This window comes from Chelativorans intermedius, assembly GCF_025398255.1.
In the GTDB taxonomy this organism is placed as follows: Bacteria; Pseudomonadota; Alphaproteobacteria; order Rhizobiales; family Rhizobiaceae; genus Chelativorans; species Chelativorans intermedius.
In genome coordinates this window covers 74,738-100,353 of record NZ_JAODNW010000005.1, presented here as the reverse complement: position 1 = coordinate 100,353, position 25,616 = coordinate 74,738, and the positions used below count along the sequence as shown (strand labels likewise).

Genomic DNA, 25,616 nt, shown 5'->3' with positions numbered 1-25,616 from the left:
GGCGTGCGTCCACACATCTGCCCAATTTGCCGCCTTTGGCTCTGGCTGAGAGGGGAAGGGACCCCGCGGCCCTCGCCGCCCATGCAGGAGAGATCAGCAAATGGCCAGGCTTTACATCCTTCCCGCCGCCCTCGCGGCCTTTCTTCTGACCGGCATGGCCCCGCCTGCCGCTGCGAAGGAGACCCACCGCACCCGCTACGACGTATCGCTGCTCGGCCTGCCGATCGGCAGCGCCGTTCTGGAAAGCCGCTTCGAGGGCCGCGCCTTCGAGATAGACGGGCGGTTCTCGAGCGTCGGCCTCGCCCGCATCTTCGAGCCCGCCGACGGCACGGTGCGCGTGCGCGGCACTGTGGAGGCGGACGCCGCAAGGCCCCGCGAATACACGCTGGCCTATACGAGCGGCGAGAAGCGCAAGACGACCGCCATCCGCTTCGACGCCGCGGGCGTGACGAAGACGGAGAACCGCCCGGCCAGCGAGCGGCACGGCAGGAGCTGGGTGCCGGTCGAGCGCCGGCATCTCCAGGGTGTGGCCGATCCGCTGTCGGCGCTGCTCCTGCCCGTGGGCGAGGCGGCGGCGGTGTGCCGCCGCACCATCCGGGTGTATGACGGGGAGACGCGCGTCGACCTCGTGCTGGAGCCGGCGGCGCAGGCACAGGCGATGGCCGGGGCCAGCGTCACCTGCCGGGCGCACTTCAGGCCGGTGGCGGGCTATCGCCGCGACCATTCCTCCATCGCCTATCTGCGCGACAGGTCGCGCATTCTCGTCGGCTTCCGAAAGGTCGAGGGGCGCAATCTCTACTCCCCCGTCGAGGCAACCATTGCAACGAAGATCGGAACGGTGCACATCAAGGCGCGCCCGATGTAGAAACGTTTCCGATGGAGGGGAGGAATGGCGCGCGCCACGTTGATCGGCTTTTCGGCAGTTGTCATGTGGGCGCTGCTGGCGCTGTTCACCGCCGCCTCGGGCAAGGTGCCGCCCTTCCTGCTCTCCGCCCTCTCCTTCGCCGTGGGCACCGGCATCGGCCTTGTGGCACGGTTCTTCTGGCCTGCCTTCCGCGGCGGCGGGGCGGTATCCCCGACGGTGTGGCTGGTCGGCATCGGCGGGCTGTTCGGCTATCACTTCCTCTACTTCACGGCGCTGCGCAACGCGCCGGCCGTCGAGGCCAGCCTGATCGCCTATCTGTGGCCGCTGCTCATCGTGCTGGGCTCGGCGCTGATGCCGGGGGAAAGGCTGGGCTGGCACCACGTGGCGGGGGCCCTTCTGGGGCTTGCCGGCACCTTTCTCATCGTCACCAGGGGCGGCGGGCTGAGCTTCGACGGCCGCTATGCGCTGGGCTATCTCGCCGCCGGCGGCTGCGCGCTCTTCTGGTCGGGCTACTCGCTGCTGTCGCGCCGCTTCCAGGCCGTGCCCACGGGCATGGTCACGTGGTTCTGCGCGGCCACGGCGGTCCTTTCCACCCTCTGCCACCTGGCGCTGGAAGAGACGGTGTGGCCGGCCGGCTTCGGCGAGTGGCTGGCTGTCCTGGGCCTCGGGCTGCTGCCGGTGGGGGCGGCCTTCTATGCGTGGGACCATGGCGTGAAGCACGGCAACATCCAGGTGCTGGGCGCCTCCAGCTATGCCGCGCCGCTCCTGTCCACCCTCATCCTCATCGCCGCCGGCCAGGCACAGCCCACCGCCAACATTCTCGCCGCCTGCCTGCTGATCACGGGCGGCGCGGCCCTTGCCGCCAAGAACATGCTGTTTGCCAGAAAGCCCGCCCTTCCCGGCGATGCCGCGGCCTGACGGCGTCAGGCGACGTCCTTGCGCTTGCGGATTTCGGCAAACACCGCCTCGTCGGTGGCATCCTCCATGCCGAGATTGCGGCGGATGACGGGATCGTGCCAGCGCAGGAACGGGTTGGTGGCCATTTCCTGCGCCAGCGTGGTGGGCAGTGTCGGCCGCCCCTCGCGCCGCAGCGCCTCGATATGCCTGACCCGCTCCTTGAGGGCGGAGTTGGTGGGATCGACCGTCAGCGCGAAGCGCGCATTGGCCAGCGTATATTCGTGCCCGCAGTAGATCACGGTTTCCAGCGGCAGGGCGACGAGCTTCTTCAACGATTCGAGCATCACCGCCGGCTTGCACTCGAACAGCCGCCCACAGCCCAGCGCGAACAGCGTGTCGGCGGTAAAGGCGACGCCGGCCTCGGCGAAATGGTAGCTGATGTGGCCGGCCGTATGCCCCGGCGTGGCGATCACCCGCGCCGCCTGCCGGCCGAGGCGCACCGTGTCGCCCTCCTTCAGCTTGCGGTCGATGCCCGGAATGCGGTCGGCCTCCGCCGCCGGGCCGGCGATGGTCAGTCCGAAGCGCTCCTTGAGCGCCAGATTGGCGGCCACATGGTCGCCATGGTGATGGGTGGTGAGAATCATGGTGGGCGTCCAGCCCGTGCGCTCCACCGCCTCCAGGATCGGCCGCTCCTCCGGCGCGTCGATCAGCGCCGTCTCGCCCGTGGCGCTGTCGTGCACCAGCACGCCGAAATTGTCGCTGCGGCACATGAACTGTTCGATCTTGAGTGTCATGGGCGTCTCCCTCGGCCTGCACGATAGGGCGGCGGGGGTGATTTGTCACCCGCCACGAGGCGTCTTGCCGTCGCCCTTCTTGGCGCTTACCGTTCGGCCCATGAACGCCGACATCGTCGATCTCAGGGCCTTCTATGCGAGCCTGCTCGGGCGGCTGGCGGAGCGTTCCATCGCCATGGCGCTGTCCTCCGTGTGGACCCGCCTGCCGGAAGAGCGGCTGGTCGGCCTCGGCTATGCCGTGCCGTGGCTGGACCGTTTCGGCGCCGATGCCGAACGCGTCTTCGCCCTCATGCCGGCGCGGCAGGGGGCAATGCGCTGGCCACCGGGCCGGCCCTCGGCCTGTGCGCTGGTCTTCGAGGAAGAGTTGCCGTTGCCCGATTCCTCGGTGGATCGGATGCTGCTCGTCCACGCGCTCGAACACGCGGAAAACCCGCAGCAGACCCTGATGGAGATCTGGCGCGTGCTCGCCCCGGGCGGCCGCCTGGTCATCGTGGTGCCCAACAGGCGTGGCCTGTGGGCGCGCTTCGAGCACACGCCCTTCGGCACCGGCCGGCCCTATTCGCGCGCGCAGCTCGTCGAGGCCCTGCGCGAGGCCAACTTCACGCCCGGCGCCTGGGCAGACACGCTGCATTTCCCGCCCGCCCGGCGGCGCTGGGTGATGCGCCTGCACCAGGTGCTCGAGCGCGCCGGCCGGCGCTTCTGGCCGCTGTTTGCCGGCGCGCTGGTGGTCGAGGCTGAAAAGCGGCTCTACCAGGGCCTGCCGGCCAGGGCACGGCGCGCCCGCCGGGCGCTGGTCCCCGTGCTCACCCCACAGGGCGCGACCGGCTTCGGCCCCGGAGCGGCCATGCCCATGAAACGGGAGGAATGACCATGTGGCACGACCGGCGGATTCTCGACCTCTTCGGCATCGACGAGCCCATCCTTCTGGCCCCGATGGCGGGTTCGGGCGGCGCACAGCTCGCCATCGCCGTCTCCCGGGCCGGCGGTCTCGGAGCGCTGCCCTGCGCCCTGCTGAGCCACGCGCAGATCCGCGCCGAGCTCGGCATCATCCGCCAGCATACCGACAGGCCCATCAATCTCAACTTCTTCTGTCACCGGCAGCCCCTGCCGGATGCCGCCGCACAGGTGCGCTGGCACAGGCGGCTTGCACCCTATTACGCGGAGTTCGGCCTCGATCCCGCGGCCGCGCCCGCCGGGCCGGGGCGCAATCCGTTTGACGAGGGGGCCTGCGAAATCGTCGAGGAGTACCGCCCGGAGGTGGTCAGTTTCCATTTCGGCCTGCCGGAGGAGGCATTGCTCGCGCGGGTGCGCGCCACCGGCGCAAGGATCGTCGCTTCGGCCACCACGGTTGCCGAGGCGCGCTGGCTGGAAGAAAAGGGCTGCGACGCAATTGTCGCCCAGGGGGCGGAGGCCGGCGGTCATCGCGGCATCTTTCTCGAAGACGATATCGCCACCCAGCCCGGCACCATGGCGCTGGTGCCGCAGGTGGTCGACGCCGTTTCCATCCCCGTGATTGCCGCCGGCGGCATCGCCGACGGGCGCGGCATCGCTGCCGCCTTCATGCTGGGCGCGGCCGGCGTTCAGCTCGGCACGGCCTATCTGCAATGTCCCGAGGCGCTCACCAGCCCGGTTCACCGGGCCGCACTCGCCGCCGCGCGCGACGACCGGACCGTGCTCACCAACGTCTTCACCGGCAGGCCCGCGCGCGGCCTGGCAAACCGCGTTGTGCGCGAGATCGGTCCCATCAGCCCGGACGCCCCGGCCTTTCCGCTCGCCACCGCTGCGCTCATGCCCTTGCGCAGGGCGGCCGAGGAGGCGGGCTCCGGCGACTTCTCGCCGCTTTGGGCCGGACAGGCCGCGGCGCTGGCAAAGCCGATGCCGGCCGGCGAATTGACGAGCAGGCTGGCGAGGGACGCGGCGGCCCTGCTGAAGGCTGCGCCGAATGCCGCCCCGGCGTGACCGCCGAGGCAAGCGGCGCCGCTCCACCGCCCGGCCGGCGTCGCATATCTCCTACGACCCGGCGGAGGGCCGAGCCGTGCCGATCTCTTCCAGATCGTAGGGCGTGGTCTGGTAGACCTGGTTGATCCAGTTGCCGAAGAGCAGGTGGGCGTGCGAGCGCCAACGGTTGAGCGGCGGGCGGGACGGATCGTCCCCGGGAAAGTATCCGTGCGGCACCTCGATCGGCGTGCCGGCGGCCACGTCGCGGTCGTACTCCTCCTTGAGCGAGGTGGAGTCGTATTCGATGTGGTTGAACATGTAGAGCCGGTTGCCCGTCGCTTCCGTGAGCAGGCAGGGGCCGGTCACGTCCGACTCCATCAGCACCTCCAGACCGCGATCCGCCGGAATGTCGGCGCGGCGGATCTCCGTCCAGCGCGAGACGGGGATGGCGAAATCGTCGGAGAAGCCGGCGAGATAGGGCGATGCCGGCGCGTTGTTGCGGTGGCGGAAGACGCCGAACGCCTTCTTCTGCAGCGTGTGCTTGGGGATGCGGTGGAAGTGCCAGGCCGCCGCCATCGCCCCCCAGCAGATGAAGAAGGAGGAGTGAACGTTGGAAGCGGTCCAGTCGAAGATGCGGGTCAGCTCCTCCCAGTAGGTGACATCCTCGTAGTCCAGAAGCTCCACCGGCGCGCCGGTGACGATGAACCCGTCGAACTTGCGCTCCATCACCTCCTCCCATGTGCGGTAGAAGGTGATGAGGTGCTCCTCCGGCGTGTTCTTGGACCTGTGGTTGCCGACGCGCACGAGGGTCAGCTCCACCTGCAGCGGTGTCGCCCCGATCAGGCGGGCGAACTGCGTCTCCGTGCGGATCTTGTTGGGCATGAGATTGAGGAGCCCGATCTGCAGCGGCCGGATGTCCTGGCGCAGCGCCGTGCGCTCGTCCATCACGGACACGCCCTCGCGCACCAGCACGTCGCGGGCGGGAAGTTGATCCGGGATCTTTATCGGCATGGAAGCGGGCTCCAAACAAAAAAACCGGCAGCGAAGGCGCGGCCGGTCTCACGAACTGCAGGTCTCGCGGCCTTTTAGCGACTTCTTTAACGTGGCTGCAAGCCGACCGGCCAAATCACCACGGTTCAGCGCGTTTTTTACGCCGTGCAACCCTTTGCGTCAATGCATTCGATGCTCTATAGCAGGCCGCCCAGTATTCGACGGAACGCTGCCATGACCTTGCCCGTTCGCCCGCAGCCCAGGCCCGGCATTCTCGACATCGCTGCCTATGTTCCCGGCCGCGAGAGCGTTCCCGGCGTTTCCAGGGTCTGGAAGCTCTCCTCCAACGAGACGCCTCTCGGCCCATCGCCGGCGGCGTTGGAGGCGATGCGCGCGGCCGCCGGCCACCTGGAGCTTTATCCCGATGGCGCGGCCACGAAGCTGCGCGAGGCGATCGCCGAGGTGCATGGGCTCAACCCGGCCAACATCCTGTGCGCCAACGGCTCGGACGAGCTTCTGGGCCTGCTGGCCCACACCTATCTAGGCCCCGGCGACGAGGGGCTCTACAGCCAGCACGGCTTTCTCGTCTACCGCATCCAGATCCTGGCCGCCGGCGCCACGCCGGTGGTGGCGAGGGAGACGGACGAGCGCGCCGATGTCGACGCGCTTCTCGCCGCGGTGAGCGAGCGCACCAGGGTCGTCTTCCTGGCCAACCCGAACAATCCCACCGGCACCTACCTGCCGGTCGAGGAGGTGCGGCGCCTGCGCGCCGGCCTGCCCGGCCATGTGCTTCTGGTGCTCGACGCGGCCTATGCCGAGTATGTGCGCCGCAACGACTACGAGGCCGGCATCGAACTGGTCTCCGGCGGCGAGAACGTCGTCATGACGCGCACTTTCTCCAAGATTTACGGCCTGGCGGGCCTGCGCATCGGCTGGATGTATGCGCCTGCCCATGTGGTCGACGCGGTCAACCGCGTGCGCGGCCCCTTCAACGTCAACACGCTGGCCATCGCGGCGGGCGCCGCCGCCGTCCGCGACCGGGCGCATGTGGAGCGCGCCGTGGCGCACAACGAGACGTGGCGCGCCTGGCTGACGCAGGAGCTCACCGCGCTCGGCCTGCGCGTCACCCCCTCCATCGGCAACTTCCTGCTCGTTCACTTCCCCGAGAATGCCGGCAGGACGGCGCAGGACGCCGATGCCTTTCTGGCCGCGCGCGGCTTTGTGCTGCGCCGGGTGGCCGCTTACGGTTTTGCCAACGCGCTGCGCATGACGGTGGGGCCGGAGGAGGCCAATCGCGGCGTGGTCGCGGCGCTGGCCGACTTCATGAGCGGGCGAGACCGTGGCTGAGCCGCTGTTCGACAGAATCGCGCTGATCGGCATTGGTCTGATCGGCTCCTCGCTCGCCCGCGTCATCCGCCGCGAGCGGCTGGCCCGGCGCATCGCCATCGCCACGCGCAGTCCCGAGACGCTGGAGCGCGCACGTGCGCTGGGCCTCGGCGACGCCTACAGCCTCGATGCCGCCGAGGCGGTGCAGGATGCCGACCTGGTGATCGTCTCCGTGCCCGTCGGCGCCTCGGGCAGCGTCGCCGAGCAGATCGCCGGCACCCTGAAGCCCGGCGCCATCCTCACCGATGCTGGCTCCACCAAGGGCTCGGTGATCCGCGCCATGGCGCCGTTCGTTCCCGAGGGCGTCCACTTCATTCCCGGCCATCCCATCGCCGGTACAGAGCATTCCGGCCCCGATGCGGGCTTTGCGGAGCTGTTCGAGCAACGCTGGTGCATCCTCACCCCGCTGCCCGACACCGACCCGCAGGCGCTGGCGCGCCTCACCAATTTCTGGGAGCGCTGCGGCTCGAAGGTGGACATAATGGACGCCGAGCACCACGATATGGTGCTGGCCATCGTCTCGCACCTGCCGCACATCATCGCCTACAACATCGTGGGCACGGCCGACGATCTGGAGACGGTGACGAAGTCCGAGGTCATCAAGTACTCCGCCTCCGGCTTCCGCGATTTCACCCGCCTTGCCGCCTCCGACCCCACCATGTGGCGCGATGTGTGCCTGCACAACCGCGAAGCCATCCTCGAAATGCTGGCCCGCTTCTCCGAGGACCTCTCGGCACTGCGCCGCGCCATCCGCTGGGGCGATGGCGAGGCGCTGTTCGCGTTGTTCGCCCGCACGCGCGACATCCGCCGCTCCATCATCGAGGCCGGCCAGGAGGTGGACGCGCCGGATTTCGGCCGTCACGTGGTGGCCCATCACCCGCAGACGCCGCAGCCCGAGGAGGGCTGAAAGGCGCCCGGGCGAAGGCGGCGCCTCGCCTATCCGACCGGCGGGATCCTGCCCACCGGCACGATTCCCACGAACACCCGGCCGCGCACGATGCGCACCGGCAACGGCACGTCGCCGAGCCCGCGGAAGACCGCCGCTGCCGCCATCAGGCCCTTGCGCGCCTGCGGAAAGACCTCGGAGACAAGCTCGGCCAGGCGCTCCGGCTTGCTCACCTTGACCGCAAGCTCTGCGTCGATCTGCCCGTCCGGGCCGATGGTCACCGGACCGGAAAGCGAAAGCTCCGGCCCGCCGCCGGCGACGGCCAGCGCCAGCTCGTGCACGGTTCCCGAGCGCCCGCGCAGGCCCGGCCACGCCCTCTCCAGAAGCAGTTCCACCCCGTCATGCAGGGTCAGATGCGCGCGCCCGTCGAAGATGAGCGGCGGCAGGCCATCCGCCAGATCGCCTTCGAGCGCCAGCGCCTCGAAGCTCACCGCCGTTTCCAGATCCGTCGCCTCCTGCGGGCGGGCATGGAACTGCAGGTCCGCAGCCGTGGCCAGCGCCATGCCCGCCTCCCCGTCGAAGATCCGCACCTGCCGCCCCTCGACGGACAGGGTCTGCGGCAGGGGACGTGCGAGGCGGGCGCTGGCGCGCAGGCTCTCCCAGCGCGCCTCCAGGGTTGCCGCAAAGGGCAGACGCAGCACCGCCGGCCCGTCGAGCTCGCCCATCACGCGCCCCGGTTGGTAGATCTGCGCGGCCGAGCGCAGCGCGCCGGCGCGCAGGGAAACGCCCTTCATGCTGTTCTCGTAGAACACGCTGCGGCAGAACAGGCCGATGCGGAAGGGATAGCCCCGTGCCTGCGGCTCCTCGCAGAAGGCCCGCACGCCCTTGCCGTTGAGCCTGGCAAGCGTTGCCTCCGCCTGCCCCTCCAGCCAGTGCGCGCCATAGTACCACGCGCCCGAATAGGCCAGCACGGCCAGCACGATGGCCGCCGCCAGCCCGGCGATGCGCCGGCCGTAGCGCGAACCCGTTCCCGTTCTTGACGTCATGGCCGTCCTCCAGTTACCCCGGCTGCCAGCGGCGCCGCGCCGGCGCACTCGAACATCAGGTGCAAATGGACGATTTTTGGGTCTTTGGCTACGGTTCGCTGATGTGGCGGCCCGGTTTTGCCCATGTGGAAACCAGGAAGGCACGGCTTTTCGGCTATCGCCGGGCGCTGTGCGTGCACTCCCATGTGCATCGCGGCACGCCCGACAGGCCGGGCCTCGTTCTGGGGCTCGACCGCGGCGGCTCCTGCATCGGCCTGGCCTTCCGGGTGCCGGGGGACCTGTCGGGCGAGGTGATCGCCTATCTGCGCGAACGCGAGCTGGTGACCAACGTCTATCTGGAGCGCCGCCTGCCGGTCCGGCTGCATGGGGGGCCGGTCGTCGAGGCGCTGGCCTATGTCGTCGACCGCACCCATCCGCAATATGCCGGCCACCTCGACCCCGAGCATGCGGCGCTGAGGGTCTCGGGCGCCGTCGGCCAGTCCGGCCGCAACGAAGAATATGTGCTCAACACGCTCGCCCACCTGAAGGCGCTGGGCATCCGCGACCATTGGCTGGAGGCGGTGGCAGCAAGGATCACCGATTCCTGGCCGGACGGGGCGGGACTCAGCTCTCCGCCACCGCGCCCCTGAGCTGCCTCAGCCGGCGCTGCGCCGTCTCCGGCAGGGGCGGCGGGTTCGGGCCTTCCGCCGCTTCCAGAAGCAGCGCGTCGCAGGCGGCTTCCGTTTCGCGGATCAGCCGCTCCTGAAACGCCTCGCGCGGGAGCCCGGGCTCGATGGGCGGCAGGAAGCGGGCACGGATGGTGCCCGGATAGCGCATGAAGCGGCGGCGCGGCCAGTAGAGCCCGGCCACATGCGCCACCGGCACCACCGGCACGTTGAGCTGTGCATAAAGCTCCACGATGCCGTATTTGTAGGCCGGTTCCGCCCCCGGCGGGCGGCGCGTGCCCTCGGGATAGATGATGAGCTGGCGGTTCTCCTTCAGGCGCTCGCGGGCGATCCGCACCGCCTGGCGCAGCGCCTTGGCGCGGCTGCCGCGGTCGATCGGGATCATGCGCATCTTGGCCACGTACCAGCCGAACAGCGGGATCCACATCAGCTCCCGCTTGAGGATGTAGAGCGCGTCAGGAATGTGGGGCAGGAAGGCGATGGTGTCCCAGAAGGACTGGTGCTTGGGCGCGATGATGCAGGGCCCCTCGGGCAGGTTTTCAAGCCCGCAGAACTCCGCCCGCGCGCCGACCAGCACCCGGTGCAGCCACAGGCTGGAGGCCGCCCATACCTTGGGCACGAACCACGCCCGTCTGCGCGGCAGCGCGAAATAGAGCGGTGTCCAGAGGATCATCTGGACGATGAGGTTCAGATAGAACGCGACATTGAACGCCAGCGAGCGGAGAAAGAGCATGCGAGGTTCCCGAAGCGACAGTGCGGATGGTCCGCAGGCCCTTTAACCCCGGGCGCGGCTCTTCGCAAAGCCCGTCGGCGAAAATCGGCACCGTTCACTGCGCGGAAGCGGTGGCGCGCACCGGCCGGGCGCGCACCTCCACGGGTTGCGGCTGCGGCTGTGCGGCGGGCAGCAGGCCGCGTGCAAGCGCGGCGGTGTATTTCACATATTCGGTGAACAGCACGCGCAGCGCGTTCGGCTTGGCAAGCCAGCTTGCGTCCCTGAGCGGCGTGTTGACCACCGGATAGGGCTGCAGGTCGGCCGCGGGCAGAAGGCGGCGCATCTCCAGAAGGCTGCGCGGCATATGGTAGTTGTTGGTCACCACGATCAGGCTGGCATAGGTGTTCGCGCCCACCCATTTGGCGCTTTCCTCGGCATTGCCGACCGTGTTCAGCGCCGCCCGGTCGATATCCACGCAGCAGTTGAAGAGCTGCCGGTCGCCGCCGATGGCAAGCCGCAGGTCGTCGCGCCGGGCGGCCGGGTGGACGCCGCTGATGAGCAGTCGCTTGGCCTTGCCCGCCTTGAGCAGGTCGAGCCCCGTTCCGATGCGCGACTGGCCGCCGGTCAGCACCACGATGCCATCGGCAGGGCGCAGCTCCTTCGGCACTTCGAGATGCGCCACATGGTCGACGAACGCGACGAAGCCCAGAAGGAAGGCAAAGCCGCAGGCGGCAAGGCATGCAGCGGCGGCGCGCACGATCCGCCACCCGCGCTGGCGCTGCGAATCAGCCCTGGCCGATATGCCCGCAATCTCGCTCATGGCGCATGATTAACCTTCAATTGCGGCGAGGGCTAGCCATGGGCCCCACGGCCGGACACAAAGCGTTACGCGCGGTCTCCGGGCGTGACTTCATGTCTCGATGCGCTTCAGATGAGCCATGACGGTGAAATGGGACGTGGCCGCCGTCAGCCCGGCAATGAGCAGCACCACCAGCGCCACGCCCAGATAGCCGGACAGGCCGATGGAAAAATTGCCGAACAGCGCCGCCGTCTGGTCGCCCTCCGGCGTGGCGACATTGCGCGAGGACCACCAGGAGAAGACGACGAAGACGATGACGGCCGCCGCCCCGCCGGCCGCCGCGCCGCGCGTTCCGGCGATCAGAAAGTGGCGACGGAACTCGCGGGCGATGAAACGTGCCTCCGCACCCACGAAATGCAGCACCTCGATCACATGCCCGTTGCCCGCCATGGCTCCGCGCGTGGCGAAGATGACGGTAAGCGCGGTGGCCGAGAGCATGAGCCCCAGCACGGCCATGCCGATGGTCACGGTGGTGCGCGCCATGGCCACCAGCCGGTCCACCCAGCCGCGATGATCGTCGAGCACGGCGCTGGGCACGGCCTCGGCCAGCTCGGCGCGCATGGCCGCGAAATCCGGCCGCTCCACCGGGTCGATGGTGACGATGACGAGCCGCGGCACGGGCAGCTCGTCGATGTCGAGCCCCGGCCCCAGCCACGGTTCCAGAAGGCGCGCGGTGGCCGCGCGGTCGACGATGGTGGCGCCGCGCACGCCGCGGTAGGAGGCGGCGACGGCGCGCGCCCGCCCCAGCGCGCCCTCCATGTCGAGCCCTTCCGCAGGCTTGATCTGGATCGTCGCCTCGCGGGCAATCTCGGTCTGCCAGGCGGCGGCGGTGTCACGCACCAGCGTCACCGCGCCCAGCGTCAGGCAGGACAGGAAGGTCATGATGGCGATGACCAGCACCATGGCACGCCCGGCGATGCTGTCGGGCGGCACGATGGGCGTCAGCCGGCGGCGCTCCAGCGTCCGCGCCGCCTGCTGCCGGATACCGGCGCTGACCGTCTCCTTCAGCCTGGCGGCGGGAAGCAGAAGTCTGGAAGCCTTGGGGCTAGTCATAGATTTCCAGCCTTCCGCCCGAAAGCACCATGCGCCGCGCATCCACCTGGTCCATCAGCCCGATGTCGTGCGTGGCGACGACGACGGCGGTTCCCATTCGGTTGAGCTCGATCAGCAGGCGCAGGAGGCGGCGCGCAAGCTGCGGATCGACATTGCCGGTCGGCTCGTCGGCAAGCAGGATGCGCGGCTGCTCGATGAGCGCGCGGGCGATGGCCGCGCGCTGCTTCTCGCCGCCCGACAGCACCGGCGGCAGCACATGCATCCGCTCGCCCAGCCCCACCCATTTGAGAAGCTCCACCACATCGGCGCGATAGCTCGCCTCCTCCCGGCCGCGCACGCGCAGCGGCAGGGCGACGTTCTCATAGGTCGTCATATGGTCGAGCAGGCGGAAATCCTGGAAGACGACACCGATGCGCCGGCGGATGTGCGGCAGCTCCTCGCGCGTGATGCGCGAGCGGTCCTTGCCGAAAATGGTGATGAGGCCGCGTGTCGGCTTGAGCGACAGGAAGAGAAGGCGCAGAAGCGTCGTCTTGCCCGTGCCCGACGGGCCGCTCAGAAACTGGAACGAGCGCTCCGGCAGGACGAAGGAAACGTCGCGGAGCACCTCCGGACCCATGCCGTATCTGAGGCCAACATTCTCGAACCGTATCACGGGGGCGCCTTGCCTGCTGTGCGTGGCGGAACCTGCCTCCGCCCATGCCGCGCCGACCTTCGGGGCGCATGGTTAACCGGCGGTTAACGGCGCCGCGAAAAGCGCGCAATGGCGAAGCGTTAACCATTTTGCTTTAGCGAAGAATGGCTGGCGGCGAAAGAACGGTTCTTCTGCGAATGCCCGAAAAGCAAAGCCCGGTGCCCATTTCGGGCGAGATCCTTGTCGAGGGGCGGCCTGCCGGCGCAGGCCCGCCGCCGCCCGCCGACATCGTGGAGGCGGAATATGAAACGCTGGCGCCCGGCCGGGAGGCCGCGCCACCGCGGGCCATGGCGGCGGTCCCGCCCGCCGGGCTCGACTGGCTGCGCCGCGGCGCGGCGCGCCCCGCGCGCCGGGGCGGCGGCGGCGCGCTGTTCTGGGCGGGCTGCCTTCTGGCCGCGGCGGGCGCTTTCTGGGTTTCGGGCGGCCATGCCGCCTTCGAGCGGCAGGCGGCCTTTCGCGCGCGGGAAGCGGCCGGCCTGCACATCGCACGGCTTGAAAGCCGCATCGAGCACGGCGGCGCGCGCGCCCTCCTCCTCATCGATGGCGAGGCGGCGAATGGCGGGGCCTCCGCCGCCCGTCTGCCCGATCTCGCCATCAATGTGCTGGACAGGAGCGGCCGCACGACCCACTATTTCCTGGGGACAAACGGCAGGCTGCTCGCGGCGGGCGAACGCTTCTCCTTCTCCGGCCGCCTCGCCGCCCCTAAGGAAGGGGTGAAGTCGGTCTCGGTGACGTTCAGGGAGTAGCGACAGCCATGCCCGTCGTGCGCGGCAAGGAAATCGAAGTTCTCTTCTCGGCCTCGGCGATTGCCCGGCGCAACCTGGAGCTTGCCAAGGAGATTGCCGCGCGCAACCACGACAACCTGCTGGTCGTGTCGATCCTCAAGGGCTCCTTCATCTTCGCGGCGGACTTGATCCGCGCCATGCACGATGCCGGCATCTCGCCGGAGGTGGAGTTCATCATGATCTCCAGCTACGGCGCCGGCACCACCAGCGGCGAGATCAAGGTGCTGCGCGACATCGACAACGACGTGAAGGGCCGCGACATCCTGTTGATCGACGACATTCTGGAGTCGGGCAGGACGCTGAAGTTCACCCGCGAGCTGATGCTCTCGCGCGGCGCCAGATCCGTCTCCATCGCCGTTCTGCTCGACAAGCGCTCGCGCCGCCAGGCAAGCCTGGAGGCCGATTTCGTGGGCTTTGAATGCCCGGACTATTTCGTGGTCGGCTACGGCATGGATGTGGCGCATGCCTTCCGCGAGCTGCCCTTCGTCGGCATCGTGAAAGGCGATGCGTGACCTTCCGCCCCTTCAGCAAACTGTTAAGAGATTGATGGCAACACTGCCGTCATGGCCAGATTGCTGATCATCGAGGACGACCCGTCCGTGCGCACCTTCACCGCCCGCGCGCTCGCCGCCGCCGGACATCAGGTCGAGACCGCCGAGGACGGCGCGGAAGGGCTGCGCAGGATCGAGGAGGCGCGGGGCGCCTTCGACCTCGTGCTCTCCGACATCAGGATGCCGGTGATGGACGGCATCGAGGTGGCGCGCGCCGCAGCCGGCGCCTATCCCGGCCTTCGCCTTCTGCTGATGACCGGCTTCGCCGAGCAGCGCGAGCGCGCCGCCGAGCTGGAGGGTACGGTGTACGGCGTGGTCAACAAGCCCTTCACCCTGGCGGAGCTGCGCGATCGCGTGGGCCGGGTGCTGGCCGCCTGAGCCTCCCTCCCAGGTAGCGGCCGGGATACCCCCGTTTCAGGCGACGATACGCCCGTTTTCGGCCGACCTACCCCCCATTCCGGGGCCGAACACCTCCCAATCGAGGCCGGAAAGCGCCGTCATGGCGCAGCCATGCTGGATGAACGGCTCCTCGTCCGGCCAGGTTTCGAAGGAAATGGCATCGGCGTGCTGGCCGCCGGCCGTCCTGGCCAGGGCGGCACGGATCTCCGGCTCCAGAATGTCGAAAGCCGCCGTTCCCTGGCCGACGATGGCCACCGGCGCGGGGTCGATCAGCGCGAACAGGCTGCCGATTCCGTAACCGATGGCCTCTGCCGCCTCGCGGAATGCCTGGCGCGCCGGCCCTTCCTCCTGCCGCGCCATGGCCGCCAGCGCCTCCATCTCGCCCGGCTCCACATCGGCGACGGGCTCTTCCATGGCGCTGCGCCCGCGCGCCCGCCGCCAGATGGCGTAGTTGCCGGCATAGGCCTCGATGCAGCCCCTTTTGCCACAGCGGCAGAGCGCGCCCTCCGGCCTGTGGATCATGTGGCCGAACTCGCCCGCCGAGGAACGGGTGCCGGTGAACAGCTTGCCGTTCAGCATCAGCCCCATGCCGATGCCGTGGGAGAGCAGGATGGCGACGAAATTGTCGCGATAGCGCCGCGGGTTGCGCCAGCGCAGCGCGGCTGCGATCATGTTGCAATCGTTCTGCACGGTCACCGGAACGCCGAAGGCGGCCTCCAGCGCGCCTCCGAAATCGAGATCGCTGTGCGGCGTGATCGGCGACCACAGCATGCGGCTGCCGGCGGCATCGGTAATGCCTTGCACGGCGACGGCGATGCGCAGGAAGTTGCCGCGTCCGGCCGAAATCTCCCGCACCGCCGAGACCGCCGCCGCAAGCAGCGCCTCGCGGCTGAGCCGCAATGTCTCCAGCCGGTGCAGCCGGCTGTCGATGACGCGGCCCCGGTAGTCGACCAGCACCGCCGACAGGCTGTTGAAGGAGAGATGGAGGCAGGCCACGGAGGCGGCTTCGGGGTCGAGCCCCAGCGCCACCTGCGGGCGCCCGCGGCGGGCCGGCGCCGCCTCCCCCTGCCCGACCTCGCGCATGATGCCCTCCTCGATGAGGTCGGAGGCGATGGCCGAGATGGTGGAGTGGCTGAGCCCGGTCTGCCGGGCAATCTCCGTGCGGGAGGGCTGGCCGGCCCGGCGCACGGCGGCAATCACCAGCGCGCGGTTGCGCTTGCGCATCTCGTCGTGGCGGATACCCGCGGTCACTCCGTCTCCTCCCTCCTGGGTGGTGCCGGCGCCCCTCGTCTCGCGCCAGCCGCCTGAAATGTCATATTGACACGGGGTTGAACGTGAGTCATTTATTTTTTCGAGGCTCGAAAAAATGGGCCTTCTACAAGCAAGCGAAACCTATGCCCCAAGCGGGCTCGGGAGGAAATCATGAGAAAAGCTGCAACCGCCCTTCTGGCGGGCCTTACGCTGTCCCTGTCGATGTCGGTATCCGCACTTGCCGAGGGCAAGGTGATCGGCGTTTCCTGGTCGAATTTCCAGGAGGAACGCTGGAAGACCGACGAGGCGGCGATCAAGGCGCAGATCGAGGCCGACGGCAACACTTACATCTCCGCCGATGCGCAGTCTTCGCCCGCCAAGCAGTTGACCGACGTGGAATCGCTCATCGCGCAGGGCGCCAACGCGCTCATCATCCTGGCGCAGGATGCCTCCGCCATCGGGCCGGCGGTTGAAAAGGCGGTCAACGAGGGCATTCCCGTTATCGGTTACGACCGCCTGATCGAGAATGCGAACGCCTTCTACCTGACCTTCGACAACAAGGAGGTCGGCCGCATGCAGGCGCGCGCCGTCTACGAGGTGCAGCCGGAAGGCAACTACGCCTTCATCAAGGGCTCCTCCGCCGACCCCAATGCCGACTTCCTGTTCGAGGGGCAGATGGAGGTTCTGCAGGAGGCGATCGATTCCGGCAAGATCAAGAATGTGGGCGAAGCCTACACCGATGGCTGGCTGCCCGCCAACGCGCAGCGCAACATGGAGCAGATCCTGACGGCCAACAACAACGAGGTGGATGCCGTCGTCGCCTCCAATGACGGCACGGCGGGCGGCGTGGTGGCCGCGCTCGAAGCCCAGGGCCTCGCCGGCAGCGTGCCGGTCTCCGGCCAGGACGGTGACCACGCCGCGCTCAACCGCATCGCGCTCGGCACGCAGACGGTCTCCGTGTGGAAGGATGCGCGCGACCTCGGAAAGGCGGCTGCCCAGATCGCCAACGCGCTGGCCGAAGGCACGGCCATGGAGGACATCGAGGGCGCCGTGAAATGGTCCGACGGGCCGAACGGCGTCGAGATGAACGCGGTCTTCCTGAAGCCGGTCCCGATCACCCGCGACAATCTCGACGTGGTGATCGACGCGGGCTGGGTGTCGAAGGACGTCGTCTGCCAGGGTGTTGCACCCGGCACGGTCGAGGTCTGCGGCTGACAGCCGGCAGGACATGACGAAGCGCCGCGGCCTGCCCACGGGCCGCGGCGTTTTCTCAATCCGACTGCGGCAGGGCAGGAGAACGGCAGAATGGCGGACGCGACGTCTCAAGCACCCTCACAAGGCGCCTCGCACGCGCAGACAGGCGCGGTGGCGCGGTTTCTCAAGGCGACAGAGCTCGACACGCGCATGCTCGGCATGCTGGGAGCGCTGGCCCTCATCTGGATCGGCTTTCATCTTCTCTCGGGCGGTCTGTTCCTCACCCCGCGCAACCTGTGGAACCTGTCCGTGCAGTCGGCTTCCGTGGCCATCATGTCCACGGGCATGGTGCTGGTGATCGTCACCCGCAACATCGACCTTTCGGTGGGCTCGCTGCTCGGCTTTGTCGGCATGGTGATGGGCGTCACCCAGGCCGAGATCCTGCCCGACATTCTGGGCTTCGGTCATCCCGCCATCTGGCTCGTGGCCCTTGCCGTGGGCGTGCTGACCGGTGCGCTGATCGGCGCGCTGCACGGCTACATCATCGCCTTCCTCGGCGTGCCCGCCTTCATCGTCACGCTGGGCGGACTTCTGGTATGGCGCGGCGCCGCCTGGTGGGTGACGAGCGGCCGCACGGTCGCGCCCATGGATGCCACCTTCCGCCTAATGGGCGGCGGGCCGGACGGCGCAATCGGCGCCTTCTGGAGCTGGGTGGTGGGCCTTGCCGCCTGCGCGGCGATCATCCTTCTGCTGATCCAGGGCCGCAGGCAGCGACGGAAGTTCAACTTTCCGCTGCGCCCGCTCTGGGCAGAGGCCTTTCTCGGCATCGTCGGCAGCGCGCTCGTTCTGGGCGCCGTGGCGGTGGCCAATTCCTATCCCTGGCCCATCGGCATCGTGCGGCGCTATGCCGAGGCCAACAACATCGTCATTCCCGAGGGCGGGATGTTCATCGCCCACGGCATCGCCATTCCGGTGCTGATGGCGCTGGGCGTCGGCGTGGTCATGACGTTCCTGACCCTGCGCACGCGCTTCGGCCGCTATGTCTTCGCCATTGGCGGCAACCCGGAGGCGGCCGAGCTGGCCGGCATCAACACCCGCTGGGTGGTGATGAAGATCTTCATCCTGATGGGGGTGCTGGCCTCGATTTCCTCCGCCATCACGACGGCCCGCCTCAACGCGGCGACCAATGCGGCCGGCACGCTGGACGAGCTGCTGGTCATCGCCGCCGCCGTCATCGGCGGCACCTCGCTCGGCGGCGGCGTGGGCACGGTGGCCGGCGCCATGATCGGTGCCGTGCTGATGCAATCGCTGGCCTCGGGCATGGTGCTTCTGGGCATCGACACGCCGTTGCAGAACATCGTGGTCGGCGCGGTGCTGGTGCTGGCCGTGTGGCTGGACACGCTCTACCGCAGGCGCGTGAAATAGGGAGGAGACCATGGCAGACAAGACACCGCTCGTGGAGATGAAGAACATCTCCATCGCCTTTGGCGGCATCCACGCCGTGGAGGATGTCTCGGTCGAGCTCTTTCCCGGAGAGGTGGTGGCGCTCGTCGGCCACAACGGCGCCGGCAAGTCGACGCTGATCAAGATCCTCTCCGGCGCCTACAAGCGCGATTCGGGAGAGATCTTCGTCAACGGCGAAAGGGCGCAGATCGCCAACCCGCGCGACGCCAAGCGCTATGGCATCGAGACGATCTACCAGACGCTGGCGCTCGCCGACAATGTGGACGCGGCTGCCAACCTCTTCCTCGGCCGCGAGCTGATGACCCCGTGGGGCACGCTCGACGACGTGGCCATGGAATCGGAGACGCGCAAGGTGATGGGGCGGCTCAACCCGCGGTTCCAGCGCTTCAAGGAGCCGGTCAGCAAGCTTTCGGGCGGGCAGCGCCAGTCCGTGGCCATTGCCCGCGCCATCTATTTCAACGCACGCATCCTCATCATGGACGAGCCGACGGCGGCGCTCGGACCCCAGGAGACGGCGCAGGTCTCCGACCTGGTGCGCCAGCTCAAGAAGGACGGCATCGGCATCTTCCTCATCAGCCACGACATCCACGACGTCTTCGATCTGGCCGACCGGGTGGTGGTGATGAAGAACGGCCAGGTGGTGGGCACGGCGCGCCCCGGCGAGGTGACGGAGGACGACGTGCTGGGCATGATCATCCTGGGCAAATGCCCGCCCGGCGCCACGCCCGGCCCCGGCGCACTGCAGGTGGCCGCCTGAGGCGGCCGGCGGGCGCTTTCCCCCGGCTATGACCCGTCCATCGGCGCGCGCATGCGCGCTGGGGCGGCAGCGGCCCTGCGGCCGCTGTATTCGGCCAGCCAGATGCCGCAGAAGACCAGCGCCATCGCCACCGCATGATGAAGCTGGAACGTCTCGCCCAGGATGAGGATCGACAGCAGCGTGCCGAAGATCGGCACCAGATTGACGAACAGCCCGGCACGGTTCGCGCCGATGAGCTCATTGCCGCGAATGAAGAAGACCTGCGACAGGATGGACGGGAAAAGCGCGGTATAGGCAACGATCGCCCAGCCGCGCGCATCCGGCAGGAGGAGACGGCCGCTCGCATGTTCCCAGGCGAGAAAGGGCAGCGAGGCCAAAAGCGCCGAGGCGGCCAGCACGGCGATGGTGCTCAGCCAGTGGATCTGCGGCTTGAAGCGCAGCAGCACCGTGTAGAGGCCGTAGGCCAGGACGGCGAGCATCATCAGCAGATCGCCGACATTGATGTCGAGGCCCGTCAGGCGGCGAAGGTCGCCATGGCTGGCCGTCAGCGACACGCCGAGAAGCGACAGCACGAAGCCGGCGAGCTGCAGCCTTGTCGCCCGCACCTTGAACAGGCAGAAGTTGAGCGCGATGATGGCCATCGGAATGGCCGCCTGCTCGATCGAGACGTTGACGGCGGAGGTGAAGGTGAGCGCGCTGTACATGGAGGCGTTGAACAGGGTGAAGCCCAGCATGCCGAGGAACATGAGAAGCGGCAGGTTGGCCTTCACCAGCGGCCAGTCGCGGCGCAGCGGCTTCCACGCCAGCGGCAACAGGATGGCGAGCGCCAGTGCCCAGCGCAGGAAGGTGAGCGCGAAGGGCGAGACGTGGCCCACCGCCAGCTTGCCGGCCACCGCATTGCCGCCCCAGAAGAGCGTGGTGAGCAGAAGAATGGCATAAGCCCTGTTTTGATGCATGAGCGCGTCCCGCCGGCCGTCGAACCAGCCCGACGCAATAGCCGCTTCGCCGGCCCGCGTAAATCGACAGCGGCGAGAGGGCCTCGGCAGCCCTGGATCCGGGGAACCGCAAAGGGGGGTCGCATCGCCGCCCGCATGACGGTATAGAGCCCAGGGTTTGACACGATCAGCGGGTGTGCCCGGCGCACCCGGCCAGGAAGGATGCACGCATGGCAAATGTTGTGGTCGTCGGCTCGCAGTGGGGCGACGAGGGCAAGGGAAAGATTGTCGACTGGCTGTCGGAGCGCGCCGACGTGGTGGTGCGCTTCCAGGGCGGCCACAATGCCGGCCACACGCTGGTGATCGACGGGGTGAGCTACAAGCTTTCCCTGCTTCCCTCCGGCGTGGTGCGGCCCGGCAAGCTTTCGGTGATCGGCAATGGCGTCGTCTTCGATCCGCATGCCTTCGTCGCCGAGGTGGAGCGCCTGAAGGAACAGGGCGTCGCGGTGACGCCCGAGAACCTGAAGATTGCCGAGAACACGGCTCTCATCCTGTCGCTGCATCGCGAGCTCGACGGTTTTCGCGAGGATGCGGCCTCCAACTCCGGCACCCGCATCGGCACGACGCGGCGCGGCATCGGGCCGGCCTATGAGGACAAGGTGGGCCGGCGCGCCATCCGCGCGCTGGACCTTGCCAATATGGAGACGCTGCCGGCGAAGGTGGACCGGCTTCTCACCCACCACAACGCGCTGCGCCGCGGGCTGGGCCATGCCGAAGTCGGCCACGCCGCGGTGATGGAGGAACTGTCCTCGGTGGCCGACAAGGTGCTGCCCTTCGTCGACCGCGTGTGGAAGGTGCTGGACGATGCGCGCCGGGCCGGGCGGCGCATCCTCTTCGAGGGCGCGCAGGGCACCATGCTCGACATCGACCACGGCACCTATCCCTTCGTCACCTCCTCCAACACGGTGGCCGGCCAGGCCGCCACCGGCTGCGGGCTGGGGCCGGGCGCCGTCGACTATGTGCTGGGCATCACCAAGGCCTATACGACCCGCGTCGGCGAGGGCCCCTTTCCCACCGAGCAGGACAACGACATCGGCGCATTCCTCGGCACGCAGGGCCACGAGTTCGGCACGGTGACGGGGCGCAAGCGGCGCTGCGGCTGGTTCGACGCGGTGCTGGTGCGCCAGGCGGTGGTGGCCAATGGCATGAACGGCATCGCGCTCACCAAGCTCGACGTGCTCGACGGGCTTGACGAGGTGAGGGTGTGCACCGGATACAGGCTCGACGGACAGACGATCGACTATCTGCCGGCCAGCCAGGGCGCGCAGGCCCGGCTCGAGCCGATCTACGAGACCCTGGAGGGCTGGAAGGAGACGACGCGCGGCGCACGCAGCTGGAACGACCTGCCGGCGCAGGCGGTGAAATATGTGCGCCACATCGAGGAGCTGATCGGCGCGCCGGTGGCGCTTCTGTCCACCAGCCCGGAACGGGAGGACACGATCCTGGTCACCGACCCCTTCCAGGACTAGCGCGGAGAGGGGAAAAAACGCTAAGGCTTTGAATCTACGAATTGATCCTTCAGAAGGCGATTCCATTGTTCAGGGCCATGCTGTAGAGTCACCACAATTTCGTGCATGGTGCGGTGAATCTCGGGCGGCGAGAGGGCAGAAGCGGACAGTTAAGGCATGGCGGATTTTGCTGCGGTTTTGCGCAAGACGATCGGCGCTCTGAAGGAGAACACCCCCGACGCACGGGCAAGGGTCTACGAGAAGGCACGCGCCACCATCGAGGCCAAGCTGGCCGCCGTGTCTCCGCCGCCGCCGCCGGAGCTTGCCGCACGGCAGAAGAGGCTTCTGGAAGAAGCCATCGAAACGGTGGAGGCCGAGTTTGCCGCCCCGCCGCAGGCCGAGACGCCGGCGGCGGAGGCCGAACCCCAGGAGACATGGCCGCAGGAGACATGGCCGGAGGCCCCGCAGGAGACGGCGCAGGAGGCGCCTGCGGTCGAAGATGCGTCCGAACCCGCCGCGCGGTCCCGCGAGCCGGCGCCCGACGAGGAGCAGGCGGGCGCGGACATCCCTGCCCCGGCGCAGGATGAGCCCGAACCGGCGGCCGCCGAGCCCGAACCCGCCGCATGGTCCTATGAGCCGTTGCCCGCCCAAGAGACGCGGGAGGCGGAGGCGCCAACCCCGCAGGACGAGGAACCGGACCTGCACGCCGATGCAGCCGCGCCGGCCTGGCCCGATTACGAGACGGCTGCCGGCCAGCCCGAACCCTTCTCCGAGGCGGCGGAGCGGCTGGCGGAACCGGCGGAGGAGGAGACCTTCGGCGCAGACGAGGCGGCCACGCCCGAGCGGCGCCGGAGAGGCGGGCTGGTGGCGCTGGTGCTGCTGGTTCTGCTGCTTGGCGCGGCCGCTGCGGGCGGCTGGTTCTACCGCGATGATCTTGCGCGACTCGCCGGCCATGAAGGTTTCGAGCAGATGATGGTGCAGGACGGGGATACGGCGGCACCGCCCGAGGAGGAGGAGGCGCAGGAGACGGCGCGCGTGGAGCCCGAGGCGCCGGTCCGCGAGCAGCCCCAGGCGGCAGCGCCGGAAAGCACTGCGCAATCCGACAAGTTCACCCAGCGCCTGCTGCCGGATGGAAGGGAGGTCGACCCCGGCCCCGCCGGCGGCGAGGCCGGCCCGGGCGAAGGCACCTCCATCGCCGCCGCCACCCAGGACGGAGAGGCCGCGCAGGCGGAAGGCGCCCAGAACGGCCAGGCCCTGCCCGTCGGGCAGAAGGCGTTCTTCTACGAGGAGCGCACCAGCGCCTCCCAGGGCTCGGCCGAGACGGGCACCGTGGTCTGGTCGATCGTCGAGGAGTCGCCCGGCAACGACCTGCCGCCCGAACCCACCATCCAGGCCGAGGCGCGGATTCCCGAGAAGGACCTGCAGCTCAAGATGACCATCCGGCGCAATGTCGACCAGTCGCTGCCGGCCAGCCACATCATGGAGCTGATTTTCCTGACGCCCGACGACTTCGCCGAGGGCGGCGTCGACAATGTGCTGCGGGTGACGATGAAACGCACCGAGCAGGACACGGGCAACCCGCTGCTGGGCATTCCCGCCAAGATCGCGGACGGCTTCTTTCTGGTGGCGTTGAGCGACAGCCCGGCCGACGTGCAGGCCAACACCCTGCTGATGCGGCGGCAGAGCTGGATCGACATCCCGATCGTCTATTCGTCGGGACGCCGCGCCCTCATGACGCTGGAAAAGGGCGTGCCCGGCGACCGGATCTTCAACGAGGCGCTGGCTGCCTGGCAGAGGGCATCGAGCGGATAGGAGCCGCCCGGCGGGAGCGCGATGCGGCCGTCAGGCGGCCGCACCCTCCCCTTCGCTGCGGGCGGCAAGGGTGGCCTGGGCCTGCTTCCGCGCCGAAGCCTTCACCGCCTCCTGCACCTTTTCAAAGGCGCGCACCTCGATCTGGCGCACCCGCTCACGGCTGATGTCGAACTCGCTGGAGAGCTCCTCCAGCGTCAGCGGCTCGTCGGAAAGCCGCCGCGCCTCGAAGATGCGGCGCTCGCGCTCGTTGAGCACCTCCATCGCATCCTCCAGCATGCGGCGGCGCTGTTCGAGCTCGTCCTGCTCGACCAGCATATCCTCCTGGTTGTCATGCTCGTCCACCAGCCAGTCCTGCCATTCGCCGGACTCGCCTTCCGTGGCGCGGATGGGCGCGTTGAGCGAGGCATCGCCGGACAGCCGGCGGTTCATGGAGATCACCTCCTCCTCGCTCACATTCAGCCTGGTGGCGATTTCGGTGACCTGCTCGGGGTTGAGATCGCCCTCGTCGAGCGCCTGAATCTTGCCCTTCACCTTGCGCAGGTTGAAGAACAGGCGCTTCTGATTGGCCGTGGTGCCCATCTTCACCAGGCTCCACGAACGCAGGATATATTCCTGAATCGCTGCCTTGATCCACCACATGGCATAGGTGGCCAGCCGGAAGCCACGCTCGGGCTCGAACTTCTTGACGGCCTGCATAAGGCCGACATTGCCCTCGGAGATCACCTCGCCGATGGGCAGGCCGTAGCCGCGATAGCCCATGGCAATCTTCGCCACGAGTCTCAGATGGCTGGTCACCAGCTTGTGCGCAGCGTCGGGGTCGCCATGCTCGCGATAGCGCTTCGCAAGCATGTACTCCTCTTCCGGCTGCAGCATGGGAAAACGGCGGATTTCCTCGAGATAGCGGGTAAGACCACCTTCCCCCGAAACAACACTCGGCAATGTCTGGGCCATGACAGCACCCTCCTCATCTTCTGTATCGTCCCCTGTCTTAGGCGGACAGAAAGGCACGGCCGCATCAGCGCGCACCGCGCCACGTGGTTATATAGGAACAAATTCCGAAAGGCAAAACCTTCTGCTTCCGGTCAACAAATCGTGACCGCTTCCGGCCGGCGACTCTGTACCATTCTTCGGCTACAAACGGGTCTTCAGCTACAAACGGGAGAAGCGCTCGATCAGTTCCGCCATGTCGGCCGGAACCGGCGCCTCGAAACGCATTATATCCCCGGTCTCGGGATGGCGGAAGGCCAGAAGGCGCGCATGCAGCGCCTGGCGCGGAAATGCCGCAGCCATTTCCGCCAGCGGCGGCGGCAGGCGCCGCGCCTTGGTTCGGAAGGCCCGGCCATAGGCGGGGTCTCCGATGACCGGATGGCCGATATGCGCCATATGGACACGGATCTGGTGCGTTCGCCCGGTTTCGAGCCGGCATTCGACAAGGGCGGCAATTCCTTCCCGCCCATAGCGCTGCAGAACCCTGTAGTGGGTCACGGCAGCGCGGGCATCGGGGCGGCCCTCGGGCACCACCGCGCGCAGCGTCCGGTCGTGCACGGAGCGGCCGAGCGCCGCCTCGATGGTGCCCGAGCTGCGCGGCGGCACGCCCCACACCAGGGCCACATAGGCGCGCTCCAGATCGCCGTTGCGCCCATGATCGGCGAACGCCTCGGCAAGCGCCCTGTGGGCGCGGTCGGTCTTGGCCACCACCATGACGCCGCTCGTCTCGCGGTCGAGCCGGTGCACGATGCCCGGCCGGCGCACGCCGCCGATGCCCGACAGCGAGTCGCCGCAATGGTGGATGAGGGCATTGACCAGCGTGCCGGTCCAGTTTCCCGGCCCCGGATGCACGACAAGCCCGGCCGGCTTGTCGACAACGATCAGCGCCGCATCCTCATACAGAATATCGAGCGGGATGGGCTCGCCCTCCGGCGCCGGCGCTTCTGCCGCAGGCAGCGCAATCCGGTAGCGCTCGCCGGCGGCGACCTTGCGCTTCGGCTCGGTGACGGCCTGGCCGTCGAGCGCCACGGCCCCGGCGCGCACCAGGGCCTGCACGCGGCTGCGCGAAAGCCCGGGCGCCAGCGCCTCGGCCAGCCACTGGTCGAGCCGCCGCCCCGCCGCCGCGGCCTCCACGGTCAGCTCTTTCAATTCCCCGCCGGCTTCGCTATCAGGAGCGCTCATTTCCGACAC

26 protein-coding genes and 1 riboswitch are annotated in these 25,616 nt (G+C 68.5%); of the genes, 15 read left to right on the top strand and 11 right to left on the bottom strand.

Translation table 11 applies throughout. From position 1 onward, the window contains the following. Positions 1-100: 100 nt before the first annotated feature. Together NYR58_RS06245 and yddG are read left to right on the top strand one after the other, a co-directional pair. Positions 101-865, top strand: a complete 765-nt coding sequence (locus NYR58_RS06245; RefSeq protein ID WP_261519625.1) for a DUF3108 domain-containing protein — start codon at positions 101-103, stop codon at positions 863-865. Between the two features lie 24 nt (positions 866-889). Next, positions 890-1,783: an aromatic amino acid exporter YddG gene (gene yddG / locus NYR58_RS06240; protein WP_261519624.1), complete on the top strand. Its 894-nt coding sequence runs from the start codon at positions 890-892 to the stop codon at positions 1,781-1,783. A gap of 5 nt (positions 1,784-1,788) precedes the next feature. Here yddG and gloB read toward each other — a convergent pair whose 3' ends face one another. Then, the gene (gene gloB / locus NYR58_RS06235; protein WP_261519623.1) at positions 1,789-2,556 is read right to left on the bottom strand and encodes a hydroxyacylglutathione hydrolase; all 768 of its coding nucleotides are present in this window, start codon (positions 2,554-2,556) and stop codon (positions 1,789-1,791) included. A gap of 100 nt (positions 2,557-2,656) precedes the next feature. Here gloB and NYR58_RS06230 point away from each other — a divergent pair, with 100 nt between their 5' ends. Next, on the top strand, positions 2,657-3,424 hold the full coding sequence (locus NYR58_RS06230) for a class I SAM-dependent methyltransferase (RefSeq protein WP_261519705.1): 768 nt from the start codon (positions 2,657-2,659) through the stop codon (positions 3,422-3,424). 2 nt (positions 3,425-3,426) lie between these two features. After that, positions 3,427-4,515 carry an NAD(P)H-dependent flavin oxidoreductase gene (locus NYR58_RS06225; RefSeq protein WP_261519704.1) on the top strand — a complete coding sequence of 363 codons (1,089 nt, stop codon included), beginning with the start codon at positions 3,427-3,429 and terminating at the stop codon, positions 4,513-4,515. A 51-nt stretch (positions 4,516-4,566) separates the two neighbouring features. Here NYR58_RS06225 and metA read toward each other — a convergent pair whose 3' ends face one another. Continuing rightward, positions 4,567-5,505 carry a homoserine O-acetyltransferase MetA gene (gene metA / locus NYR58_RS06220; RefSeq protein ID WP_261519622.1) on the bottom strand — a complete coding sequence of 313 codons (939 nt, stop codon included), beginning with the start codon at positions 5,503-5,505 and terminating at the stop codon, positions 4,567-4,569. Positions 5,506-5,559: 54 nt separating this feature from the next. Further along, a riboswitch (SAM riboswitch) is annotated at positions 5,560-5,637 on the bottom strand. An 81-nt stretch (positions 5,638-5,718) separates the two neighbouring features. Between metA and hisC the strand changes: the two genes are divergently transcribed. Together hisC and NYR58_RS06210 are read left to right on the top strand one after the other, a co-directional pair. Then, positions 5,719-6,831, top strand: a complete 1,113-nt coding sequence (gene hisC / locus NYR58_RS06215) for a histidinol-phosphate transaminase (RefSeq protein WP_261519621.1) — start codon at positions 5,719-5,721, stop codon at positions 6,829-6,831. Then, positions 6,824-7,777 (top strand): prephenate/arogenate dehydrogenase family protein, encoded by a 954-nt coding sequence (locus NYR58_RS06210; RefSeq protein WP_261519620.1) that lies wholly within the window; start codon positions 6,824-6,826, stop codon positions 7,775-7,777. The genes hisC and NYR58_RS06210 overlap by 8 nt, the downstream gene beginning before the upstream one ends. A 29-nt stretch (positions 7,778-7,806) precedes the next feature. Here NYR58_RS06210 and NYR58_RS06205 read toward each other — a convergent pair whose 3' ends face one another. Further along, entirely contained in the window at positions 7,807-8,802 is a 996-nt protein-coding gene (locus NYR58_RS06205; RefSeq protein ID WP_261519619.1) for a DUF2125 domain-containing protein, read from the bottom strand. A gap of 65 nt (positions 8,803-8,867) precedes the next feature. On the opposite strand from NYR58_RS06205, the gene NYR58_RS06200 reads away from it, so the two are divergent. Further along, on the top strand, positions 8,868-9,431 hold the full coding sequence (locus tag NYR58_RS06200; RefSeq protein WP_261519618.1) for a gamma-glutamylcyclotransferase: 564 nt from the start codon (positions 8,868-8,870) through the stop codon (positions 9,429-9,431). Here NYR58_RS06200 and NYR58_RS06195 read toward each other — a convergent pair. The 4 genes from NYR58_RS06195 to ftsE form a co-directional block, all read right to left on the bottom strand. Beyond that, complete coding sequence (locus NYR58_RS06195) at positions 9,406-10,200, bottom strand: lysophospholipid acyltransferase family protein (protein ID WP_261519617.1); 795 nt, start codon at positions 10,198-10,200, stop codon at positions 9,406-9,408. The genes NYR58_RS06200 and NYR58_RS06195 overlap by 26 nt on opposite strands. A gap of 94 nt (positions 10,201-10,294) precedes the next feature. After that, positions 10,295-10,999 (bottom strand): YdcF family protein, encoded by a 705-nt coding sequence (locus NYR58_RS06190; RefSeq protein WP_261519616.1) that lies wholly within the window; start codon positions 10,997-10,999, stop codon positions 10,295-10,297. 90 nt (positions 11,000-11,089) lie between these two features. Continuing rightward, positions 11,090-12,091 carry a cell division protein FtsX gene (locus NYR58_RS06185; protein WP_261519615.1) on the bottom strand — a complete coding sequence of 334 codons (1,002 nt, stop codon included), beginning with the start codon at positions 12,089-12,091 and terminating at the stop codon, positions 11,090-11,092. Next, positions 12,084-12,743 (bottom strand): cell division ATP-binding protein FtsE, encoded by a 660-nt coding sequence (gene ftsE / locus NYR58_RS06180; RefSeq protein WP_261519614.1) that lies wholly within the window; start codon positions 12,741-12,743, stop codon positions 12,084-12,086. The genes NYR58_RS06185 and ftsE overlap by 8 nt, the downstream gene beginning before the upstream one ends. 176 nt (positions 12,744-12,919) lie before the next feature. Between ftsE and NYR58_RS06175 the strand changes: the two genes are divergently transcribed. From NYR58_RS06175 to NYR58_RS06165, 3 genes are read left to right on the top strand one after another with little or no spacing between them, the layout of a single operon-like run. Next, positions 12,920-13,528 carry a hypothetical protein gene (locus tag NYR58_RS06175; protein ID WP_261519613.1) on the top strand — a complete coding sequence of 203 codons (609 nt, stop codon included), beginning with the start codon at positions 12,920-12,922 and terminating at the stop codon, positions 13,526-13,528. An 8-nt stretch (positions 13,529-13,536) separates the two neighbouring features. Further along, positions 13,537-14,079: a hypoxanthine phosphoribosyltransferase gene (hpt, locus tag NYR58_RS06170; protein ID WP_261519612.1), complete on the top strand. Its 543-nt coding sequence runs from the start codon at positions 13,537-13,539 to the stop codon at positions 14,077-14,079. 51 nt (positions 14,080-14,130) lie between these two features. Continuing rightward, a complete protein-coding gene (locus tag NYR58_RS06165; RefSeq protein WP_261519611.1) occupies positions 14,131-14,496 on the top strand; it encodes a response regulator in 366 nt (121 codons plus the stop codon). Between the two features lie 36 nt (positions 14,497-14,532). Here the strand turns inward: NYR58_RS06165 and NYR58_RS06160 are convergent, their stop codons facing one another. Then, positions 14,533-15,768, bottom strand: a complete 1,236-nt coding sequence (locus NYR58_RS06160) for an ROK family transcriptional regulator (protein ID WP_261519610.1) — start codon at positions 15,766-15,768, stop codon at positions 14,533-14,535. Between the two features lie 171 nt (positions 15,769-15,939). Here NYR58_RS06160 and xylF point away from each other — a divergent pair, with 171 nt between their 5' ends. From xylF to NYR58_RS06145, 3 genes are all read left to right on the top strand, one after another. Next, a complete protein-coding gene (gene xylF, locus NYR58_RS06155; protein ID WP_261519609.1) occupies positions 15,940-16,983 on the top strand; it encodes a D-xylose ABC transporter substrate-binding protein in 1,044 nt (347 codons plus the stop codon). Positions 16,984-17,073: 90 nt separating this feature from the next. Then, a complete protein-coding gene (locus tag NYR58_RS06150; RefSeq protein ID WP_261519608.1) occupies positions 17,074-18,387 on the top strand; it encodes a sugar ABC transporter permease in 1,314 nt (437 codons plus the stop codon). A 10-nt stretch (positions 18,388-18,397) separates the two neighbouring features. Beyond that, positions 18,398-19,183 carry an ATP-binding cassette domain-containing protein gene (locus tag NYR58_RS06145; protein WP_261519607.1) on the top strand — a complete coding sequence of 262 codons (786 nt, stop codon included), beginning with the start codon at positions 18,398-18,400 and terminating at the stop codon, positions 19,181-19,183. A gap of 26 nt (positions 19,184-19,209) precedes the next feature. Here the strand turns inward: NYR58_RS06145 and NYR58_RS06140 are convergent, their stop codons facing one another. Next, positions 19,210-20,139 carry a DMT family transporter gene (locus NYR58_RS06140; RefSeq protein ID WP_261519606.1) on the bottom strand — a complete coding sequence of 310 codons (930 nt, stop codon included), beginning with the start codon at positions 20,137-20,139 and terminating at the stop codon, positions 19,210-19,212. 209 nt (positions 20,140-20,348) lie between these two features. Here NYR58_RS06140 and NYR58_RS06135 point away from each other — a divergent pair, with 209 nt between their 5' ends. Next, positions 20,349-21,647: an adenylosuccinate synthase gene (locus NYR58_RS06135; RefSeq protein WP_261519605.1), complete on the top strand. Its 1,299-nt coding sequence runs from the start codon at positions 20,349-20,351 to the stop codon at positions 21,645-21,647. Between the two features lie 156 nt (positions 21,648-21,803). Beyond that, a complete protein-coding gene (locus NYR58_RS06130; protein WP_261519604.1) occupies positions 21,804-23,438 on the top strand; it encodes a hypothetical protein in 1,635 nt (544 codons plus the stop codon). A gap of 30 nt (positions 23,439-23,468) precedes the next feature. On the opposite strand, the gene rpoH is transcribed toward NYR58_RS06130, so the two are convergent. Both rpoH and NYR58_RS06120 read right to left on the bottom strand, forming a co-directional pair. Then, positions 23,469-24,389 carry an RNA polymerase sigma factor RpoH gene (rpoH, locus tag NYR58_RS06125; protein ID WP_261519603.1) on the bottom strand — a complete coding sequence of 307 codons (921 nt, stop codon included), beginning with the start codon at positions 24,387-24,389 and terminating at the stop codon, positions 23,469-23,471. A 198-nt stretch (positions 24,390-24,587) separates the two neighbouring features. Then, the gene (locus NYR58_RS06120) at positions 24,588-25,607 is read right to left on the bottom strand and encodes an RluA family pseudouridine synthase (RefSeq protein ID WP_261519602.1); all 1,020 of its coding nucleotides are present in this window, start codon (positions 25,605-25,607) and stop codon (positions 24,588-24,590) included. Between the last annotated feature and the right edge of the window lie 9 nt (positions 25,608-25,616).

Bases quoted from the DNA above. Each gene is read 5' to 3' on its own strand.
- NYR58_RS06245 (WP_261519625.1), top strand. From the start codon at position 101: ATGGCCAGGCTTTACATCCTTCCCGCCGCCCTCGCGGCCTTTCTTCTG.
- yddG (WP_261519624.1), top strand. From the start codon at position 890: ATGGCGCGCGCCACGTTGATCGGCTTTTCGGCAGTTGTCATGTGGGCG.
- gloB (WP_261519623.1), bottom strand. From the start codon at position 2,556: ATGACACTCAAGATCGAACAGTTCATGTGCCGCAGCGACAATTTCGGC.
- NYR58_RS06230 (WP_261519705.1), top strand. From the start codon at position 2,657: ATGAACGCCGACATCGTCGATCTCAGGGCCTTCTATGCGAGCCTGCTC.
- NYR58_RS06225 (WP_261519704.1), top strand. From the start codon at position 3,427: ATGTGGCACGACCGGCGGATTCTCGACCTCTTCGGCATCGACGAGCCC.
- metA (WP_261519622.1), bottom strand. From the start codon at position 5,505: ATGCCGATAAAGATCCCGGATCAACTTCCCGCCCGCGACGTGCTGGTG.
- hisC (WP_261519621.1), top strand. From the start codon at position 5,719: ATGACCTTGCCCGTTCGCCCGCAGCCCAGGCCCGGCATTCTCGACATC.
- NYR58_RS06205 (WP_261519619.1), bottom strand. From the start codon at position 8,802: ATGACGTCAAGAACGGGAACGGGTTCGCGCTACGGCCGGCGCATCGCC.
- NYR58_RS06200 (WP_261519618.1), top strand. From the start codon at position 8,868: ATGGACGATTTTTGGGTCTTTGGCTACGGTTCGCTGATGTGGCGGCCC.
- NYR58_RS06195 (WP_261519617.1), bottom strand. From the start codon at position 10,200: ATGCTCTTTCTCCGCTCGCTGGCGTTCAATGTCGCGTTCTATCTGAAC.
- NYR58_RS06190 (WP_261519616.1), bottom strand. From the start codon at position 10,999: ATGAGCGAGATTGCGGGCATATCGGCCAGGGCTGATTCGCAGCGCCAG.
- NYR58_RS06185 (WP_261519615.1), bottom strand. From the start codon at position 12,091: ATGACTAGCCCCAAGGCTTCCAGACTTCTGCTTCCCGCCGCCAGGCTG.
- NYR58_RS06175 (WP_261519613.1), top strand. From the start codon at position 12,920: ATGCCCGAAAAGCAAAGCCCGGTGCCCATTTCGGGCGAGATCCTTGTC.
- hpt (WP_261519612.1), top strand. From the start codon at position 13,537: ATGCCCGTCGTGCGCGGCAAGGAAATCGAAGTTCTCTTCTCGGCCTCG.
- NYR58_RS06165 (WP_261519611.1), top strand. From the start codon at position 14,131: ATGGCCAGATTGCTGATCATCGAGGACGACCCGTCCGTGCGCACCTTC.
- xylF (WP_261519609.1), top strand. From the start codon at position 15,940: ATGAGAAAAGCTGCAACCGCCCTTCTGGCGGGCCTTACGCTGTCCCTG.
- NYR58_RS06150 (WP_261519608.1), top strand. From the start codon at position 17,074: ATGGCGGACGCGACGTCTCAAGCACCCTCACAAGGCGCCTCGCACGCG.
- NYR58_RS06145 (WP_261519607.1), top strand. From the start codon at position 18,398: ATGGCAGACAAGACACCGCTCGTGGAGATGAAGAACATCTCCATCGCC.
- NYR58_RS06140 (WP_261519606.1), bottom strand. From the start codon at position 20,139: ATGCATCAAAACAGGGCTTATGCCATTCTTCTGCTCACCACGCTCTTC.
- NYR58_RS06135 (WP_261519605.1), top strand. From the start codon at position 20,349: ATGGCAAATGTTGTGGTCGTCGGCTCGCAGTGGGGCGACGAGGGCAAG.
- NYR58_RS06130 (WP_261519604.1), top strand. From the start codon at position 21,804: ATGGCGGATTTTGCTGCGGTTTTGCGCAAGACGATCGGCGCTCTGAAG.
- rpoH (WP_261519603.1), bottom strand. From the start codon at position 24,389: ATGGCCCAGACATTGCCGAGTGTTGTTTCGGGGGAAGGTGGTCTTACC.
- NYR58_RS06120 (WP_261519602.1), bottom strand. From the start codon at position 25,607: ATGAGCGCTCCTGATAGCGAAGCCGGCGGGGAATTGAAAGAGCTGACC.